General features: G+C 72.2%; 10 protein-coding genes, 1 tRNA gene and 2 pseudogenes. 5 read left to right on the top strand and 8 right to left on the bottom strand.

Annotated elements, in window-relative coordinates:
- The first annotated feature begins 8 nt into the window (after positions 1 to 8).
- Positions 9 to 350, top strand: coding sequence for a recombinase family protein (locus tag ACFYWX_RS43825; RefSeq protein WP_389430979.1), 342 nt, complete (start codon positions 9 to 11; stop codon positions 348 to 350).
- Here ACFYWX_RS43825 and ACFYWX_RS43830 read toward each other — a convergent pair.
- Positions 351 to 2,537, bottom strand: a pseudogene (locus ACFYWX_RS43830) (PHP domain-containing protein); the annotation flags it as partial. It abuts the gene before it with no gap.
- Positions 2,538 to 2,789: 252 nt separating this feature from the next.
- Here ACFYWX_RS43830 and ACFYWX_RS43835 point away from each other — a divergent pair.
- The 3 genes and pseudogenes from ACFYWX_RS43835 to ACFYWX_RS43845 all read left to right on the top strand — a co-directional run bounded on the left by ACFYWX_RS43835 (position 2,790) and on the right by ACFYWX_RS43845 (position 4,564).
- A pseudogene (locus tag ACFYWX_RS43835) lies at positions 2,790 to 3,397 on the top strand (cadmium resistance transporter).
- Positions 3,398 to 3,544: 147 nt separating this feature from the next.
- Positions 3,545 to 4,330 carry a sulfite exporter TauE/SafE family protein gene (locus ACFYWX_RS43840; RefSeq protein ID WP_389430941.1) on the top strand — a complete coding sequence of 262 codons (786 nt, stop codon included), beginning with the start codon at positions 3,545 to 3,547 and terminating at the stop codon, positions 4,328 to 4,330.
- 157 nt (positions 4,331 to 4,487) lie between these two features.
- Positions 4,488 to 4,564, top strand: a tRNA-Met gene (locus ACFYWX_RS43845).
- Positions 4,565 to 4,605: 41 nt separating this feature from the next.
- On the opposite strand, the gene ACFYWX_RS43850 is transcribed toward ACFYWX_RS43845, so the two are convergent.
- Positions 4,606 to 4,830 carry a hypothetical protein gene (locus ACFYWX_RS43850; RefSeq protein ID WP_389430943.1) on the bottom strand — a complete coding sequence of 75 codons (225 nt, stop codon included), beginning with the start codon at positions 4,828 to 4,830 and terminating at the stop codon, positions 4,606 to 4,608.
- Positions 4,831 to 5,244: 414 nt separating this feature from the next.
- Here ACFYWX_RS43850 and ACFYWX_RS43855 point away from each other — a divergent pair, with 414 nt between their 5' ends.
- Positions 5,245 to 6,585, top strand: a complete 1,341-nt coding sequence (locus ACFYWX_RS43855; RefSeq protein WP_389430944.1) for an MFS transporter — start codon at positions 5,245 to 5,247, stop codon at positions 6,583 to 6,585.
- A gap of 8 nt (positions 6,586 to 6,593) precedes the next feature.
- Here the strand turns inward: ACFYWX_RS43855 and ACFYWX_RS43860 are convergent, their stop codons facing one another.
- The 6 genes from ACFYWX_RS43860 to ACFYWX_RS43885 all read right to left on the bottom strand — a co-directional run bounded on the left by ACFYWX_RS43860 (position 6,594) and on the right by ACFYWX_RS43885 (position 15,621).
- A complete protein-coding gene (locus ACFYWX_RS43860; protein WP_389430945.1) occupies positions 6,594 to 7,526 on the bottom strand; it encodes an alpha/beta hydrolase fold domain-containing protein in 933 nt (310 codons plus the stop codon).
- A gap of 103 nt (positions 7,527 to 7,629) precedes the next feature.
- The gene (locus ACFYWX_RS43865; protein WP_389430981.1) at positions 7,630 to 8,667 is read right to left on the bottom strand and encodes a class I SAM-dependent methyltransferase; all 1,038 of its coding nucleotides are present in this window, start codon (positions 8,665 to 8,667) and stop codon (positions 7,630 to 7,632) included.
- A gap of 86 nt (positions 8,668 to 8,753) precedes the next feature.
- On the bottom strand, positions 8,754 to 9,911 hold the full coding sequence (locus tag ACFYWX_RS43870; protein WP_389430946.1) for a glycosyltransferase: 1,158 nt from the start codon (positions 9,909 to 9,911) through the stop codon (positions 8,754 to 8,756).
- Entirely contained in the window at positions 9,908 to 10,726 is an 819-nt protein-coding gene (locus ACFYWX_RS43875) for an alpha/beta fold hydrolase (RefSeq protein WP_389430947.1), read from the bottom strand. The genes ACFYWX_RS43870 and ACFYWX_RS43875 overlap by 4 nt, the downstream gene beginning before the upstream one ends.
- A gap of 3 nt (positions 10,727 to 10,729) precedes the next feature.
- Positions 10,730 to 11,047 (bottom strand): acyl carrier protein, encoded by a 318-nt coding sequence (locus ACFYWX_RS43880; protein WP_389430948.1) that lies wholly within the window; start codon positions 11,045 to 11,047, stop codon positions 10,730 to 10,732.
- Positions 11,044 to 15,621 carry a beta-ketoacyl synthase N-terminal-like domain-containing protein gene (locus tag ACFYWX_RS43885; RefSeq protein ID WP_389430983.1) on the bottom strand — a complete coding sequence of 1,526 codons (4,578 nt, stop codon included), beginning with the start codon at positions 15,619 to 15,621 and terminating at the stop codon, positions 11,044 to 11,046. The genes ACFYWX_RS43880 and ACFYWX_RS43885 overlap by 4 nt, the downstream gene beginning before the upstream one ends.
- Positions 15,622 to 15,653: the final 32 nt, after the last annotated feature.

A 15,653-nucleotide genomic window follows, 5' to 3' on the forward strand; every position in this document is an offset into this window, starting at 1 on the left:
TCGACGCCTTGCCGCGGGCCGGCGTCGACCCCGTCAACATCCACCTCGATACGGCGAGTGGGGCGAAGGCCTCCCGCCCCAAGCTCGACCTCGTCCTCACGTTGCTGCGCGAGGGCGACACGCTGAAAGTCACCCGGCTCGACCGGCTCTCGCGCTCCGCACATACCCCGGCGCCGGCCCCAGGACGGCGCCGGGGACCACCGCTGCGGCCTGGCGATCCTTTCGGAAACCACCCATGTTCGTCCTGCATCAGAGCGACACGGCCAGCCAAATCCCCGGGACGCAGCCTGCGACGTGACCTCGCCACAATGAGACATGACCAGCACGGGACACAGCGAGTGCGGAAGTAATCGGGGCCACATGCCGGGGTCGTGCTCAAGCAGCCCTGCGTACAGATACGCCGGGAAGTGCGCCTTCAAATACGCGGACTGCAGAGCGGGTACGGCGAAGGCGACTGCGTGCGCGCGGCAGAAGCCGTACGCGCCGAAGGAGGAGACGGTCTCCCACACCTCGTCCAGCACGTCCTTGGCGTAGCCGCGCTCCCCGGCCGTACGTCGGAACCACGCCTCGACCTTCGTCAGCCGGTCGGGGTCGGCCAGGGCGCGGCGGGCGACGTCGCCGGCGGCACGGTCGCAGCCGGTCATGGTCGTCAGGATGGCGATGATCTGCTCGTGCCAGATGACCACGCCCTAGGTGTCGGCGAGCACCGGCTCCAGGTCCGGGTGCGGGTACTTGGGGGCGGCGCCGTGCCGGGCGGCGATATACAAAGCGGGCATGCCCCCGGATACGGGTCCTGGCCTGAAGAGGCTGATGTCCGCGACGACGTCCTGCATGTGCCTCGGCTGAAGACGACCCACCAGATCCTGCTGACCAGGACTTTCGAGCTGGAAGAGGCCGACGGTGTCCGAGGCGCGGATCATCTCGAAGGCCCGCGGGTCGTTCAGGCTGACATGGTCGGGGTTGTCGAGATCGAGCGCGCGGCCGGTGGTGCGGCGGATCTCGGCGACCGCGTGCGCCATGGCGCTCTGCATGCGAACGCCGAGGACGTCGAGTTTCAGAAGTCCAAGATCTTCGACGTCCTCCTTGTCGGCCATCAGCATCGCGTAGCCGGCGGGCGTCGGCTGCACTGGAAGCCGGTCCAGCAGCGACGCGTTCGACAGGATCACCCCGCAGGGGTGCATGGCGTAGCCGCGTGGCAGCGCGTCCAGGCCCTCGGCCAGCTCCCACAGTGGCCCGAACTTGCCCGCCTGGGCAGCGAGTTGCCGCAGCTCCGGGAGTTCGGCCAGGGCGCCGCGGATGTCCCGGGCCCGGATGTGCGGAAAGCTCTTGGCGATCTCGCCCACGACCTGCGGCGGAATCCCGAGGGCGAGCCCGGTGTCCCTCAGTGCGTGCCGGGCCCGGTAGGTCTCGGGCATGCCGGTGACCGCGGTCCGCTCCCGCCCGAACCTCTCGATGATCGCGTCGTACACCTCCAGGCGCCGCTCGGACTCCACGTCGAGGTCGATGTCGGGCAGTGAGGTGCGGCGATCGTTGAGGTGCCTTTCGAACAGCAAGTGGTGTTCGAGGGGGTTGGCGGTGGCCACGAACAGCGCATGGTTGACCATGCTCCCGGCGCCGGAGCCGCGCGCGGCCACCCGGATCCCGAGCGCCCGCGTGTCCGCGACCACCTGGGCCACGGCCAGGTAGTACCCCTCGTACGAGAGGCGCCAAATGCACTCCAGCTCGTATGCGAGCTGTCGCACGGAACGCTCGTCCCGGTCCAATCCGCGGGCGACCATCCCGGTCTCACACCGCTGCCGCAGCAGCCGCATCGCTGAACCGGGCTCCGGGCCCGCGCCCACAACGGACGGCTCGGGGAAGTGCGTCTGTCCCAGCCCGAGATCGGCCGGGGTGAGGGTGCAGGACTGGCCGGTGGCCTCGGTCTCGGCCAGCAGGCGTACGGCCCGGGCGCGGTCGTCGCCGACGGCCTGGGCGATCCGCTCGGCGGCCGCCGTCATGGCGGGCGGACCCTTCAGCCAGCGCTCGCCGCCGTCCAGCTGCTCGGCGACGTCGGGGCGGCCGGCGGACAGGGCCCGGACCGGTTCGGAGGCGGGACCGAGCAGGACCAGCAGGTCGGTGTCGGCGAACTCGCGCAGGACCGGCCAGGACACGACCGGCAGGCCTCCGTTCGCCTCGGCGTGCGCGGCGGATACGAGACGGCACAGCCGCGCCCACCCGGCGGGGGTCTGCGCGAGCAGGGTGATCCGCAATGGCGGCTCCACCACGTGAGCGCCGCCGCGTACGGGTGTACGCGGCCGACCGGCAGCCGGGTCGGGCGTGCGGACGGGGGCGACGGCGACGTTGACGCCGAAGACGGCGCGGATGCCGGCGGCCTTGGCGAAGCGGACGGTGCCCGCGACGGTGTCCCGGTCGGTCAGCGCGAGCGTCGTCATCCCACGCTCTGCAGCACGCTGCACGAGGGCATCGGGGAGGGAGGCGCCGTAGCGGGCGGAGTAACCGGAGGCGACGTGCAGATGAGTAAATCCACCGCTGCGCACCTCCTGCCTCTCGTTTGTCCCTCCCCTGATCGGTGTCCCTCCAGGTCTCCACCATAACCGAAAACCGAAAATATGTTCGAACTCGTCGGGTGGTGACGTCCACGTGTCGCCCGAGGGGCGTGTGACTTAGCGGCACAGTTGGCCACTGAGTGCTTCAGCTGGCCGCTCCGACGCTCAGCGATACCGGAGGCTGCGTAGGGTCGTCCGGTCGGTGTCGTGCGAGCGGAAACAGGCTGGTCAGTGAACCTGGGCATGATCGGGCAGGCAGCAGGGCTGTTCGCTGTCACCAACATCGACGACATCCTGATCCTCGCGCTGTTCTTCGCGCAGGGGTCGGGCGCCGCGGATCCACCCGCAAGATCGTGCTCGGCCAATACCTTGGCTTCGCCGCGATTCTGGCCGTGGCCGTGGCCGTGGCCGCTGCGTTCGGCGCCACGTTCCTGCCCGAGTCGGCTATCCCCTACCTCGGTCTGCTGCCGCTCGCCCTGGGCCTCAAGGCCGCATGGCAGGCGTGGAAGAACCGTCGCGATGGCGATGGCGAGGAGGAGGACGAGGAGGAGGACGAGGTAAAGGAGGGTGGGCCGAGCCCGCTGGAGGTCGCCGCGGTGACCTTCGCCAACGGCGGCGACAACATCGGCGTCTACGTCCCGGTGTTCGCCACCGCCGGCATCGGCGGCATGAGCGTGTACGCGGTTGTCTTCCTCGCCCTGGTTGCCGTGTGGTGCTTCGCGGGCAAGTTCTTCGCCACCCGGCCTTTCATCGCCAAGGCCCTCAGCCGCTGGGGTCACATTCTGCTGCCCCTGGTCCTGATCGCCATCGGCCTGCTCATCCTCATCGAAGGCGGCGCCTTCGGGCTCTGAGCCGCTCCACGAGCCACGAGCTTCCTGGGCGGCGGAGTGGCTGGCCAGGGCTGACCTGTCCAGGTCGATGAGGTGGTCCTACGCTCGGGGCGGCGGGCGAACCGAGGAGCCCCGTATCAGCTGACGCGCCGTACATCGGGGGGCCGGGTGGAGTGGGAACTGGGGGCGGCCGGCGTCGCGGTCGGATTGCTGATCGCGGTGGTGACCGCGCCGGTCGGCGTGTCCGGAGCGGTGTTCCTGCTACCTGTGCAGTTGAGCGTGTTCGCCGTGCCCAACCCTGCCGTCACTCCTACGAACCTGCTCTACAACGTGGTGGCGGGGCCCGGCGCCCTGCTGCGCTATCGGCGGGCCGGCGCGCTGCATGGACCGCTCGTACGCCGCCTGGTGCTCGGTACCCTGCCCGGCGTGATCCTTGGCGCGATCATCCGCGTGTTCGCCCTTCCCGGACCGCGCGTCTTCCGGCTGCTGGTTGCCGCCTTGATGCTCCCGATCGGCACCTGGCTCATCATCAGGACCCTCCGCCCTGCTCGCTCCGGCACCCAGCACCCCCAGCCTGCGCCCCGGACGATCACGGGGCTCGCACTCGTCGTGGGCGTCATGGGCGGCATCTACGGCATCGGCGGCGGCTCGATCCTCGGTCCGATCCTCGCAGGCCGCGGCATTCCCGTCGCCGAAGTTGCCCCCGCCGCGCTGGCCTCCACCTTCGCCACTTCCATCGTCGGCGCCTCGACATACGCCCTGCTGTCCCTGACTCACTCCGGCAGCATCGCCCCTGACTGGTACCTGGGCCTGGCCTGCGGCTTCGGCGGCCTCATCGGCGGATACCTCGGCGCGCACCTCCAGCCCCGCCTGCCCGAGACACTCCTCCGTCTCCTGCTGGGAGCCCTCGCCGCCGCGCTCGGCACCCTCTACGCGGTCGGTGCGCTCACCTGACCTGCGCGCTCCAGGTCAGAGAGGGTGGCCAACTGTGATGCTCGTCATGGCCGCAGCGGCGGGCTGGCATGTTGACGTCTGGAGTCGCCCGTACAGCTCCGGCAGTGAGTGATGGTCCGCTTGGATCACTCGCATGCCGTAGGCTGCGGTCTATCGACGCGGGGTGGAGCAGCTCGGTAGCTCGCTGGGCTCATAACCCAGAGGTCGCAGGTTCAAATCCTGTCCCCGCTACCAACTCCGGCCCCTGTGACGCCATGTCGCGGGGGCCGGATGCGTTATGCGGCACGGTGAATGACCTCGCCGCGCTCCTTCGTCCACGTTCGCAGAGGCTCACGTTCCCCGCCGGTGTCCTCCAGCAAGACGATGGTCACTCCGTCACGGCTGCCGTGTATCCCCAGCCAGCCGCGGAACTTCTCCAACGCCACGGCGTGGTCGGTCCAGGTGCCTTCCACGGCCGGGCCGCTGGGCCTGGACTGCATCGTGACGTGCCATGTTTTCACGAGGCCATCCTGCCCGACCAGCCGCTACGGCGACGACACTCGCGACCGGTCCGGCCGGGCACGGCCAACCGGTGGATCTTGCTTCTGCTCCCCGCGCGTCACACCCGGTGCGGAGCGCTCGTCCGGTGCGCTGAAGGCCATGGCCCGCGAGGATGTCCCCGTACGCCCGCCCGTCGATGTCGTACGCCCCGTCACCGCGCGGGACCTTCCTGCCGAGGACCACTGGCCGGGCGCCCAGACCCGATATGAGGTCAAGGCCGACGGGTGGCGGGCCGTCGCCGGCGTCCTCGAGGAACACCGTCCCCTAACGAAGCACCCCTATAGTTGCCGTGAGATTGTGGACAAAAATGTTGACACTTTTCGGGGCGGGTCCTTAGCGTCTGAGGACCCACCCCGCTCGAGAGGGAAACAACGATGTCCTCCTCCCCGTCCACGTCGCCGCCCCGGTCCGCTCGCGGCAGCAGACTGGCCGCTCTGGCCGTCGGCCTGTGCTGGCTGGCCGTGCTCTTCGACGGTCTCGACATGTTCATCTACGGCTCGGTGCTGCCGCACCTGCTGGCCACGAAGACCTTCGGCCTCACCGCGGACCAGGCAGGCGACCTCGGCAGCTATGCCACCTTCGGCATGCTGGTCGGCGCCCTGGCCGCGGGCACCGTCGCCGACCGGATCGGGCGCAAGAAGCTGATGGTCACGTGCGTGTCCCTCTTCTCGCTGGCCTCCGGCGTGTGCGCGCTGGCGGACGGCGTGGCGGTCTTCGGTCTCGGCCGGACCCTGGCGGGCGTCGGCCTCGGCGGTCTGCTGCCCACCGCGATCAGCATGGTCTCCGACTACGCCCCCCGCGGCCGCGCCGCCCTCGTCATCGGCCTGCTGATGACGGCCCACCACGCCGGCGGCATCCTCTCCGCCTACGTCGCCAAGTGGCTCGTGGAGCCGGTCGGCTGGCGTGCCGCGTTCTGGGTCTGTGTGCTGCCGCTGCTCTTCGTCCCGGTGCTCGCCCGGCTGCTGCCCGAGTCGCTGAGCTTCCTCGTCGCCAAGGGCCGCACCGAGGAGGCCCGCGCCCTGGCCGCCCGCCACGACGTCGAGCTGCCCGCCGCCAAGGCCGGCAAGGAGGGCGCGACCGACCGCTGGACGAACCTGGTGAACCTCTTCCGCGGCGGCGAGTGGATCCAGACCCTGCTGTACTGGGTGGCTTCCTTCGGCGGCCTGCTGCTGGTCTACGGCGTCGCCACGTGGCTGCCCACCCTGATGCGGGCCGAGGGCTACGAGCTGGGCTCCGCCCTGTCCTTCGTGGTCGTCTTCAACCTCGGCGGCATCGTGGGCATGCTGGTTGCCGGCCGGGCCGCCGACCGGTTCGGCGCCCCGCGCATCTCGGCGATCTGGTTCGCGCTGACCGCCGCCGGCGTCTACCTGCTCAGCGTCCACATGCCGATGGGCGTGACGATGGTCGTCGTCTTCCTCACGGGCGTCTTCCTCAACAGTGCCCAGACGATGATCTACGCCACCGTCTCCATCCGCTCCCACCCCGACCAGCGCGCCACCGCCGTGGGCTGGACCTCCGGCATGGGCCGCTTCGGCGCCGTCTTCGGCCCGTGGCTCGGCGGCCAGCTGCTCGCCGCGAACCGCGGCGACTGGGGCTTCACCGCCTTCGCGCTCGCCGGTGTGTCCTCCATGGTCTTCATCGGCGTCGCCGCGCTGCGCGGATCGAGGACGGCCGGGGAGAGCAGCACACGCCAGGAGCTCATCGGCACGCACTGACCCCCGTCTCAGGGGGTGTGGGCCTGCCGGACGTGCCGGGCGATCAGGGCGTAGGTCTCGCGGGCCTTCTCCTCGTCCTTGCCGTCGTAGCCGTGGTCGGCGTCCGCCACGTCGTGGTGGTCGACGAGGGCGTTCGCGGCGCGCAGACGGTCGGCGTACCGGACGCCCTCGGCGCGCAGCAGGTCGTGGGCCGCGGTGACGAGCAGGGCCGGGGCGATGCCCTTGAGATCGGCCGTGTCCGACGGGTGGGCGGGGGAGACCAGCGGGTCGGCGCGCCGGTGCGGCTCGGGGACGTACGACGTGTCGAAGACGTCCGCCATCCAGGGCCGCAGCACCGGTTTGGCGACGGCGGCCCGCTTGTCCTTGGCGTTGGTCGCGAGATCCAGCGGCGCGTAGTGCAGGACCTGCAGCGCGATCGACGGTCCGCCCTCCGTCAGGGCCTGGCGGGCCACCGCCGCCGCGAGCCCGCCGCCCGCGCTCTGCCCGCCGACGGTGAGCCGGTCGCCGTCCCAGCCGTGCTCCGCGCCGTGCTCGGCGATCCAGCGGACGACCTCGAAGGCCTGGCGGGGCGGGGCCGGGAACGGATGCTGAGGGGCGACGACATAGTCCACGTTGATCACCACCACCCCCGCCTCGGCGGCGACGAACCGGCAGAACGGGTCGTCGATCTCCGTGAGCGCCAGGACGTAACCGCCGCCGTGGAAGTTGACGTGCACCGGCGGATTCGGCACGTCGGTCGCGGGCCGGTACACCGTGACCTGAGCCGGTGCGACCGACGTCGGAACCGTCAACTCGCTCACGTCGCGCGGGAACTCGGGGAAGCGGGCGTGCCAGGAGGCACGGGACCCCGGCCCGCTCGCCCGTCGGTCGGCCAGCAGGGTGAGACGTTGCATCGACTTGGCGGCGAAGGAGGCCACCGCCGGCCTGGCCAGGAGGGACATGCGGTTCCGATCGTCGTGCCCGGGCGTCGTAATGATGGTCGTAATGATTGACGCCGCCCATTATCAGGTTTCCTGGTAATGGGGTGAGCAGAAGCTAGCACGATCAGTCGCGCCTGGCCACGATCCGATAGGCGTTCGACAGGCCCAGCCGCTGCGCCAGCGGCCGCACCGCGAACCGGTCGAGGAGGGTACTCACTACCAGCGCGGGGATTCCGGCGAGGAACAGAGCGCCGCGTACCGTGCGGCGCAGGGCGCCCGGCGGCTCGGGCAGCCACGGCGCGTCGTCGCGCGGGGCCGCGTGGTCCAGCGCCAGCCATACGGCGGCCAGCAGGTCCACCGGGTCGTGCGGCTCGGCGTGCTGTTCCGCGACGACGGTGAAGCCCAGGTCGGTGAGCCGGCGCCGCAGGTTCGCGACCGGCACGAAGTGCAGGTGCTGCGGCTGGAGCCACGGCAGCCACCAGCGGCCGAGGAGGCGCGCGTACCGGCTCTGCGGGTCCGGCACCTCGATGAGCAGGTGACCGCCGGGGCGCACCACCTGCCGCGCGGCCCTCAGTTCACGGTCGGGGTCGGTGCTGTGCTCCAGGTAGTGGAACATGCTCACCACGTCGTAGCGGGAGGCCAGTTCGGGCGCCAGGTCGGGGAAGCTGCCCCGGTAACCGCGCTCCACCCGGCCCTCACGTTCGGCGAGTTCGACGCCGTCGGTGAAGTCGAGCCCGTCGAAGACGGTGCCGGACAGGACGTCACGGGCGGCGGCGCAGAAGTGGCCGTGGCCGGTGCCGACGTCCAGCCAGTTCTTCGGTGTGGGGTCGTGCGGCAGCATCGACTCGGCGCGGCCGCGGTACATCTTCGTGCGTCCGCCGAAGGTGTCGCCGAGCTTCTTCTCGCCCAGGCCGTCGTAGAAGTCGCGGTAGTAGAACTCCAGACCCGCCTCGTTCAGACGCGGATTCTGGAAGGTGTGCCCGCACCCCTCGCACCGGTCCAGGACGAAGCGGCCGGGCTTGTGCTGGAGCAGGTCGGTGGTGCGCAGGCGGGTGGTCAGCCGGTCCGAGCCGCACCAGGGGCAGGCAGTGGCGCGGGGTTCGAAGAAGCGGTCCACGCCGTCGGCCAGGTCGGCCTGGTAGCCGGGGCGCAGTGCGGCGATCCGCGCGGCCGGCTCGGCGGCCTCGGTGTCGTCCCGTTCGGTGGGCCCGGTGTCACCGTGATCGATGGGCTTGGTGTCGTCGCTCATCACAACTCCCTGGCCAGTTCGTCGAGATGGGCCGCTGCGGCGGGCGCACCGCCGGCGGCGCGGAACGCCGTACGGATCCGGTCGGCCGCCGCGCGGCAGTCGGGCTCGTCCAGCACGCTGTCGAGGGCCGCGCCCAGCTTCGGCGCGGCGACCCGGCCGAACCGCACCCGCACCCCGGCCCCCGCGTCCGCGACCTGCCCGGCCACCACCGGCTGGTCGTCACGGATGGGCGCCACCACGAGCGGGACCCCGTGCCACAGCGCCTCGCACACGGTGTTGTGCCCGGCGTGGCAGACCACCGCATCCACGCCCCTGTCCAGCAGGGCGAGTTGGGGTACGGACGGTACGACCAGGACGTCCTTGTCGTCGCCCCGTACCCGGAGCGCTCCGCCGGGATCGACGAGCACTCCCTGCGTCCGGTCCGCCCGCTCCCGCACCACTTCCCGGCACACGTCGAGGAAGCGGCCGCCGACGTCGGTGTTCGCGGTGCCGAGCGTGACCAGCACGGTGGCCCGGCCGGCGTCGAGCCACTCCCACGGGAAGCCGGACTCGGCAGGGCGGGGCGCGATCGAGGGGCCGACCCAGCGGACATCTGGCGCGGGCCCCGCCAACTCCGGTGTGCTGAAGGCGAGTACGAGGTGGGGTGAGAACCGTGGATCCGCGGTGCCCGCCGGATCCCCGATCGCGGCCCGCAAGTAGGCCAGCCGCTTCTCCAGCCACTCCTGGACCTTGGGCAGCCCGGCCAGCGGGTCGGTGAACTCGGCCGACGTGGTCGCCGAGGTCGCCCACGGCACCCCCAGCCGCTCCGCCACCAGCGCGCCCGCGAAGGCCTGCTGGTCGGCGACCACCACATCCGGCCGGAACCCCTCGACCGCCGCCCGCACCCCCGGCGCCATCGCGTCGGCCAGCGGCAGCAGGAACCACTCCCACAGAAACCTCAGCGCCTCCGGCCCCCGCAGCTCGGGCGGCCGGCTCCCCGCCGCCGCCCCGGCGCACACGAACACCTCGGCCCCGTCACCCGCGAGCCGCCGGACCAGCCCGGGATCGGCGCACACCCACGCCACTCGGTGCCCCCGCGAACGCAGTTGGGCGGCGACGCCCACGGTCGGGTTGATGTGCCCGGTCAACGGCGGTACGACGAAGAGGAAACCGCTCATCGCGCCTCGACCCCCGTCCGTGCTCCGCGGGCCCGGTCGATCAGGGACAGGACGGCCCCGCCCACGACCCTCGACGCCTCCACCAGGACCGAGTGCTCGTGCCCCGGCACCACCACCGTCCGGCAGTCCGGCAGCGACGACTCCAGCCAGGGCACCAGTTCGGCGAGGTCGGAGTCACCGCCGTACACCCCGAGCACCGGACAGCGCACCGCCCGTATCTGATTTTCCGTCAACACCCGGCTGGCCGGGATGTCCTGCCCGAGTGTGGTCTCACGGGCGAGCCGGGCCGCTCCCTTGGCCAGGCGCGCGGTGTTGTGGCCGCGGTTGGCCGTGATCCACGTCAGGGCGTCGGGCTCGTTGTACGCCAGCTGCGTCACCACCCGGTCGAGGATGCCGCCCAGCTTCACGGCCCAGGCGGCGGTGGCCGGTTCGGACTCGATCAGGGTGACGCTCGCCGCCCGCTCCGGACGGCGTGCCGCGAACCCGAAGGCGATCGTGCCGCCGTAGGAGTTGCCGACCAGGTGCACCGGGCCGGTCACGTCGAGCCGGTCGAGCAGTGCCTCCAGGTCGTCGATGTTGTGGTCCAGGGTGTAGCCCGACGCCGGGCGCTGGCTGCGGCCGTGACCCCGCAGGTCGTACATGACGACGTCGAGGCCGGCCGCCGCGAACGCGGGCGCCACGGTGAAGTAGTAGCTGGCCAGGCTGTCGGTGAGCAGACCGTGTACGAGCACCACGGTGGCGGTGGGCTTCTGGCCCTCCCGGGGACCGATCCGCTGCACGTGCAACCGGACGGTGCCGGTGTCGACCTTCGCCATGCGTCAGCTCGCCCCCGCCGCCTTCAGGCTGGTCACGACGTACTCGACGAGCCGTCCGACGGTGAGTTCGATGATCTCCTCGAACTCCATGCCGGCCAGGAACTCGGCGAAGTTGACCCGTCCGCCGTACCGCTCCTCCAACAGGCCGGCCAGCGCCACCAGGTCGATGCTCTCCAGCTCCAGATCGCGGTTGAACGTGGTCGCCATGCCGATCTCGACGTCGTCGAGGCCGTACTCGTCCTCCAGGAGTTTCGCGAGCATGCCGGTGATGTCGGCGAGGACGGACTCCTCGTCGGCGGTGACGGGGGTGTGGGGGCTCATCGGGCGTACTCCTTCGCTTCGGTGGGTCCCGTCGTCCAGGCCACGACGTAGGCCCGCTCCGGCAGGCCGGGCGGGTTGGCGGCCGGGGCGCAGTGCACGGTGTAGGCGCGTTCCAGGCGGCCCGAGACGGTCAGCCGGTCGCCGTCCGGTGTCACCTCGAGGACCGCGAAGTCCCGTGGCCGGCCGCCGAATCCGGTGCCCTCCGCCTTGGCGACCGCCTCCTTCGCCGCCCAGAAGCGGGTGAACCACAGCGCCTCGGAGTCTCCGGTCGTGATCGACACGTCCTTGAGCAACCGGAGTTCGTCCGCGCCGAGGGCGGCGGCCAGGGTCTCCGGCGAGCGGTCGGTGACCTCCTCGACGTCGATGCCCGGGCCGGGGCCTGGCGTGTGCGGCCGTACGATCGCGACGCCCGTTTCCGCGCAGTGGGCCAGCGACACGTCCAGCGGGGGCGGCGTCCGGCCGTGCACCCCGGTGACGTACGGGCGCCCCAAGTCGTCGTTGTGCACCCGCAGTTCGGCCGGCCAGACCGGGCCCTCCCCGTGGTCCCACAGCCACCGCCGCACGGCGTCCTTGACCGCGATCCGGCCCAGGAGCCACTGCCGACGCCCGCGCGGGGCGTGCTCGGCGTACTCCGAACGCTCCGCTCCGCCGAGCGAGTTGCGCATGATCAGCTCGCGGGAGGCCAGGTCCGGCCACCGTTCGTGCAGCAGTGACCAGCCGCCCGGCCGGGACTCGGAGAGCGTGTTGCGCTCCGGGAAGCGTTCGACGGGACGGGTCTTCGGGTCGTTGTCGAAGCGGCGGTCCTGCCATCCGTACAGCTCCGCCCACACCGTGCCGTCGACCGTCAGCTGGACGTCGGCCTCCAGGACGGTGTCGGTCAGCGAGGTGATCCGCACCAGGCACGCCACCTCGGTCCCCGGCGTCGGGTGCGGTCCGTAGAAGCGCATCTCCCGCATCCCGACCGGGAACACGACCGTCCGCTCGGTGCGGGTCGCCATGATCCAGTAACCGAGGATCTGGCCCACGTTGTCCAGCAGGGCGCCGGGCGCGGGCGGGGTGGTGATGACGCCCCGCACCTGCCTCTCGCCGATCGCCGTCAGCTCGGTGACGCCCTGGAACGCCGGGCCGTGGAACATCCACCGCTCACCGTAGAGCTGTGCCGCGGTGTGGTCCGGGGTGCGCTCCGAGGCGGGGTCCGTGTGCCAGCGGGCGGGCCGCCGCGCCGGGTACGCGGTGGCGACCTCCACGACGGCCCGGGCGCGGGGACCGAAGGAGACGGCCAGGCGGTCCGAGCCCTCAGGCTTCACGGTGACCGGTACGTCGACGGCGGGCGTGGCGGTCAGCCACTCCTCGAACCGTGCGCCGTGCACGGCGACGGGGACCGCCGCCCCGGGGGCCGCTTCCCGCGCCGCGTCCATGAGGTGCTGCACGATCGTCGTCGCGGGGACGACGGGCCAACGGTCGGTGATGTCCGGCCAGTCGGGGCGTTGGGGGAAGAAACAGTGGTCGAGGAGGTAGGGCATGGTGTCGGGGGAGACGTGGACGGTGGTGTGCCACGTGGAGGGGCGGGCCGGGGACGGGAGGGTGCCGGCGGCGGGCGTCCGGGAGGGGACGGGTACCTGCGCCGCGCGCCGTCCGCTCGCGGTGATGAGGGCCGCGGCCGTGTCCGCCGTGTCACGCAGGAGCGCGCTGAGCTCCGCGGCGACGGGGTGGTGCCCGGCGAGTGTGTCCAGCGGCGACCGGGCGGCGTCGCTGCGTGGGCCCTCGGGGGCTTGGGCGCTCACCGGTGCGGAGGGTGCCGACCCCCTGGTCGGACGCGGCACGCCGAGTTCCGCACGCAACCCGGCGAGGGTCTGCGGCTCCAGCGACACGAGCGCGCCGCCGAGGTCCAGGCGTACGGGTGGCCGCTGCGCTCTCACGGTTCGCGGGGCGGCCCGGGTGTCGGCCGCGCCCCCGGGCCGCCGTAGTGCCGGAGCCACGCTCGCGCCCGCCGTCCACAGTGCCGTCGTCACCCTCAGCAGTTGGGCGAGGCCGGTGCGGTGGGGGGAGTTGGCGGGGACGACGAGGTGGTCGCGGGTGCCGAGGGTGTCGCCGATGAGTGAGCCGAGCTGTCCGGGGCCGACCTGGACGTACGCCCGGTGTCCTGCCGCGTACAGGGCCTCCGTGAGCTGCCGGAAGCGGACGGGTTCCAGCAGGTGCCGTACGAACAGGGCCCGTATCTCCGCCTCGTCGCCGGGGAAGGGCGCGGCGGTCGTCCCCGACCAGACCGGCACGGTGGGCCGGTGCAGCCGGAAGCGCTGGGCGGCCTCCTTGATCGGGCCCAGGTAGGGCTCCAGCATCGGGGTGTGGAAGCCGGAGCGGAACGGCAGCACCTGGCTGAGCACCCCCCGCGCGCGGAAGGACCGCACGAACTCCTCGACCGCCGCGTCCGGCCCGCACACCATCGACTGGCCCGGCGCGTTGTCGTGGGACAGTACGAGCCCGGACCCCGCCCACTCCTTCTCCAGGGCGGCGAGCACGCGCTCCGCGGAGGCGCCCAGCGCACCGAAGGCGAGGCCCGGGACGCTCACCGTGTCCGGGTCGAACGTCGCCATGAAGGCGTCGACCTCGTCCCCGGAGTACAGCCCGGCCGCCGTCATCGCCGTCCACTCGCCGACGCTGTGCCCGGCGACCGCGTCCGGTACGACGCCCGTGCGGCGCAGCGCGGCGTTCAGGAGGCGACCGACGGCGACCACACCGAACCCGTGCCGGCCCACGTCGTCGACCCGGCCGCGGTGAACCGGCGGGCCGGGAAGCCCGAAGTGCGCAGTCACGTCGTCGACCTGCGGCGTGAACTCGCCCTCCAGGCCCGGGAAGACGAAGGCCAGCTTCCCCGCTTCGGCCCCGGCGCCGAGCAGTGGGCCGGGACGGAACCATACGTCGCTCCGGCCGTTCCAGGCCCGCCCCTTCGCGACGGCCCGACGGGCCAGGGCGAGCCGCTTGGCGGTCGGCCCGACGATGCCGAGGCGGGCCCGCCCCGCGTCCGGATGCGCGTGAGCGGGGTCGAGACCGGCGGCGCGTACGGAGTCGTCGTCGGCGGCGAGCAGGGCGGCGAGCCGGTCGGGGGTGTCGGCGGCGAGGAGGAGCACAGGCTCGGGTTCGGTGACGTCCACGACCGTCGCCGGCCCGCGTGCTCGGCGACTCCCGGCTTCCGGTGCCTCCTCCAGCACCACGTGCGCGTTGATCCCGCCGAACCCGAAGGCGTTCACGGCGGCCCGGCGCACGGGCCGGTCGGGGCTCGTCTCCCAGGCGGTCGCCTTCTCCAGCGTGCGGAACCGTGTCGCCGTCAGCGCCGGGTGGGGTTCGTCGCAGTGGAGGGTCGGCAGGAGGGTGCCGTGGTGGAGGGCGAGGGCCGCCTTGACGAGGCCGGCGACTCCGGCGGCGGGCATGGTGTGCCCGATCATCGACTTCACCGAGCCGATCACCGCACAGTCGCCCTCCCGCTCCGCCGCCGGGCCGAACACCTCCGCCAGCGTGGCCAGTTCGGCCGCGTCGCCCGCCGGGGTCGCCGTGCCGTGCGCCTCCAGCAGGCCGACGGAACCGGGTTCGGCCGGGTCCAGGCCGGCTGCCCGCCAGGCCTTGCGGACGGCCAGGGCCTGGCCGCCGGGGTCGGGGTTGACCAGGCCCGCCGCTCGACCGTCGCTGGCCACTCCCGTGCCCCGGATCACCGCGTAGATCCGGTCGCCGTCGCGCTCGGCGTCGGCCAGCCGCTTGAGCACCACCACACCCGTGCCCTCGCCGATCAGGATGCCGTCGGCGTCCCGGTGGAAGGGACGGATGCGCTGGCTCGGAGAGAGTGCGCGCAGTTGCGAGAAGACACTCCACAGCGTGATGTCGTGGCAGTGGTGGACGCCCCCGGCGAGCATCAGGTCGCAGCGCCCGGTGGCGAGTTCGCCCACGGCCTGGTCGACCGCGACGAGCGACGAGGCGCACGCGGCGTCCACGGTGTAGGCGGGGCCGCGCAGGTCGAGCCGGTTGGCGACCCGGGAGGCGGCGAGGTTGGGCACCAGGCCGATGGCCGACTCGGGACTGTCGGGGCCCAGGCGGTCGGTGAACGCCGCACGCACGCGGTCGAGTTGGCCGGGCGTCAGGTCGGGCAGCAACTCGCCCAGTGTACGGACGAGTTGGGCCGCCGTACGCACCCGCTGGTCCAGCCGGACCAGGCCGGGCGTGAGGTAGCCGCCCCGGCCGAGGACGACGCCGACGCGCCCCCGGTCGGGGAGGCGGTCGGTGCCGCCCGCGTCGTCGAGGGCCGCGGCGGCCACGTGCAGCGCGATGAGCTGGTCGGGCTCGGTGCCGGCCACCGAGTGGGGCATGATCCCGAACCGGGTGACCTCCACCTCGGCCAGCCCGTCCACGAATCCGCCCCGCCGGGCGTACACCCGGTCCGCGACAGCGGGTTCGGAGGCGGTGCCGGGACGGTAGTAGGCGGTGTCCCAGCGCCCGTCCGGCACCTCACCGATCGCGTCCACGCCGTCCCGCAGGTTCCGCCAGTACGTGTCCAGGTCGGTGGCACCGGGCAGCAGCACCGCCATCCCCACGACCGCGACCGGCACTTGACGCACCG

This window comes from Streptomyces sp. NPDC002888 (assembly GCF_042888465.1).
Taxonomy (GTDB): domain Bacteria; phylum Actinomycetota; class Actinomycetes; order Streptomycetales; family Streptomycetaceae; genus Streptomyces.

Coding starts and splice junctions, on each gene's coding strand:
- ACFYWX_RS43855 (WP_389430944.1), top strand. CDS start 5,245: ATGTCCTCCTCCCCGTCCACGTCGCCGCCCCGGTCCGCTCGCGGCAGC.
- ACFYWX_RS43860 (WP_389430945.1), bottom strand. CDS start 7,526: ATGTCCCTCCTGGCCAGGCCGGCGGTGGCCTCCTTCGCCGCCAAGTCG.
- ACFYWX_RS43870 (WP_389430946.1), bottom strand. CDS start 9,911: ATGAGCGGTTTCCTCTTCGTCGTACCGCCGTTGACCGGGCACATCAAC.
- ACFYWX_RS43875 (WP_389430947.1), bottom strand. CDS start 10,726: ATGGCGAAGGTCGACACCGGCACCGTCCGGTTGCACGTGCAGCGGATC.
- ACFYWX_RS43880 (WP_389430948.1), bottom strand. CDS start 11,047: ATGAGCCCCCACACCCCCGTCACCGCCGACGAGGAGTCCGTCCTCGCC.
- ACFYWX_RS43885 (WP_389430983.1), bottom strand. CDS start 15,621: ATGGCGGTGCTGCTGCCCGGTGCCACCGACCTGGACACGTACTGGCGG.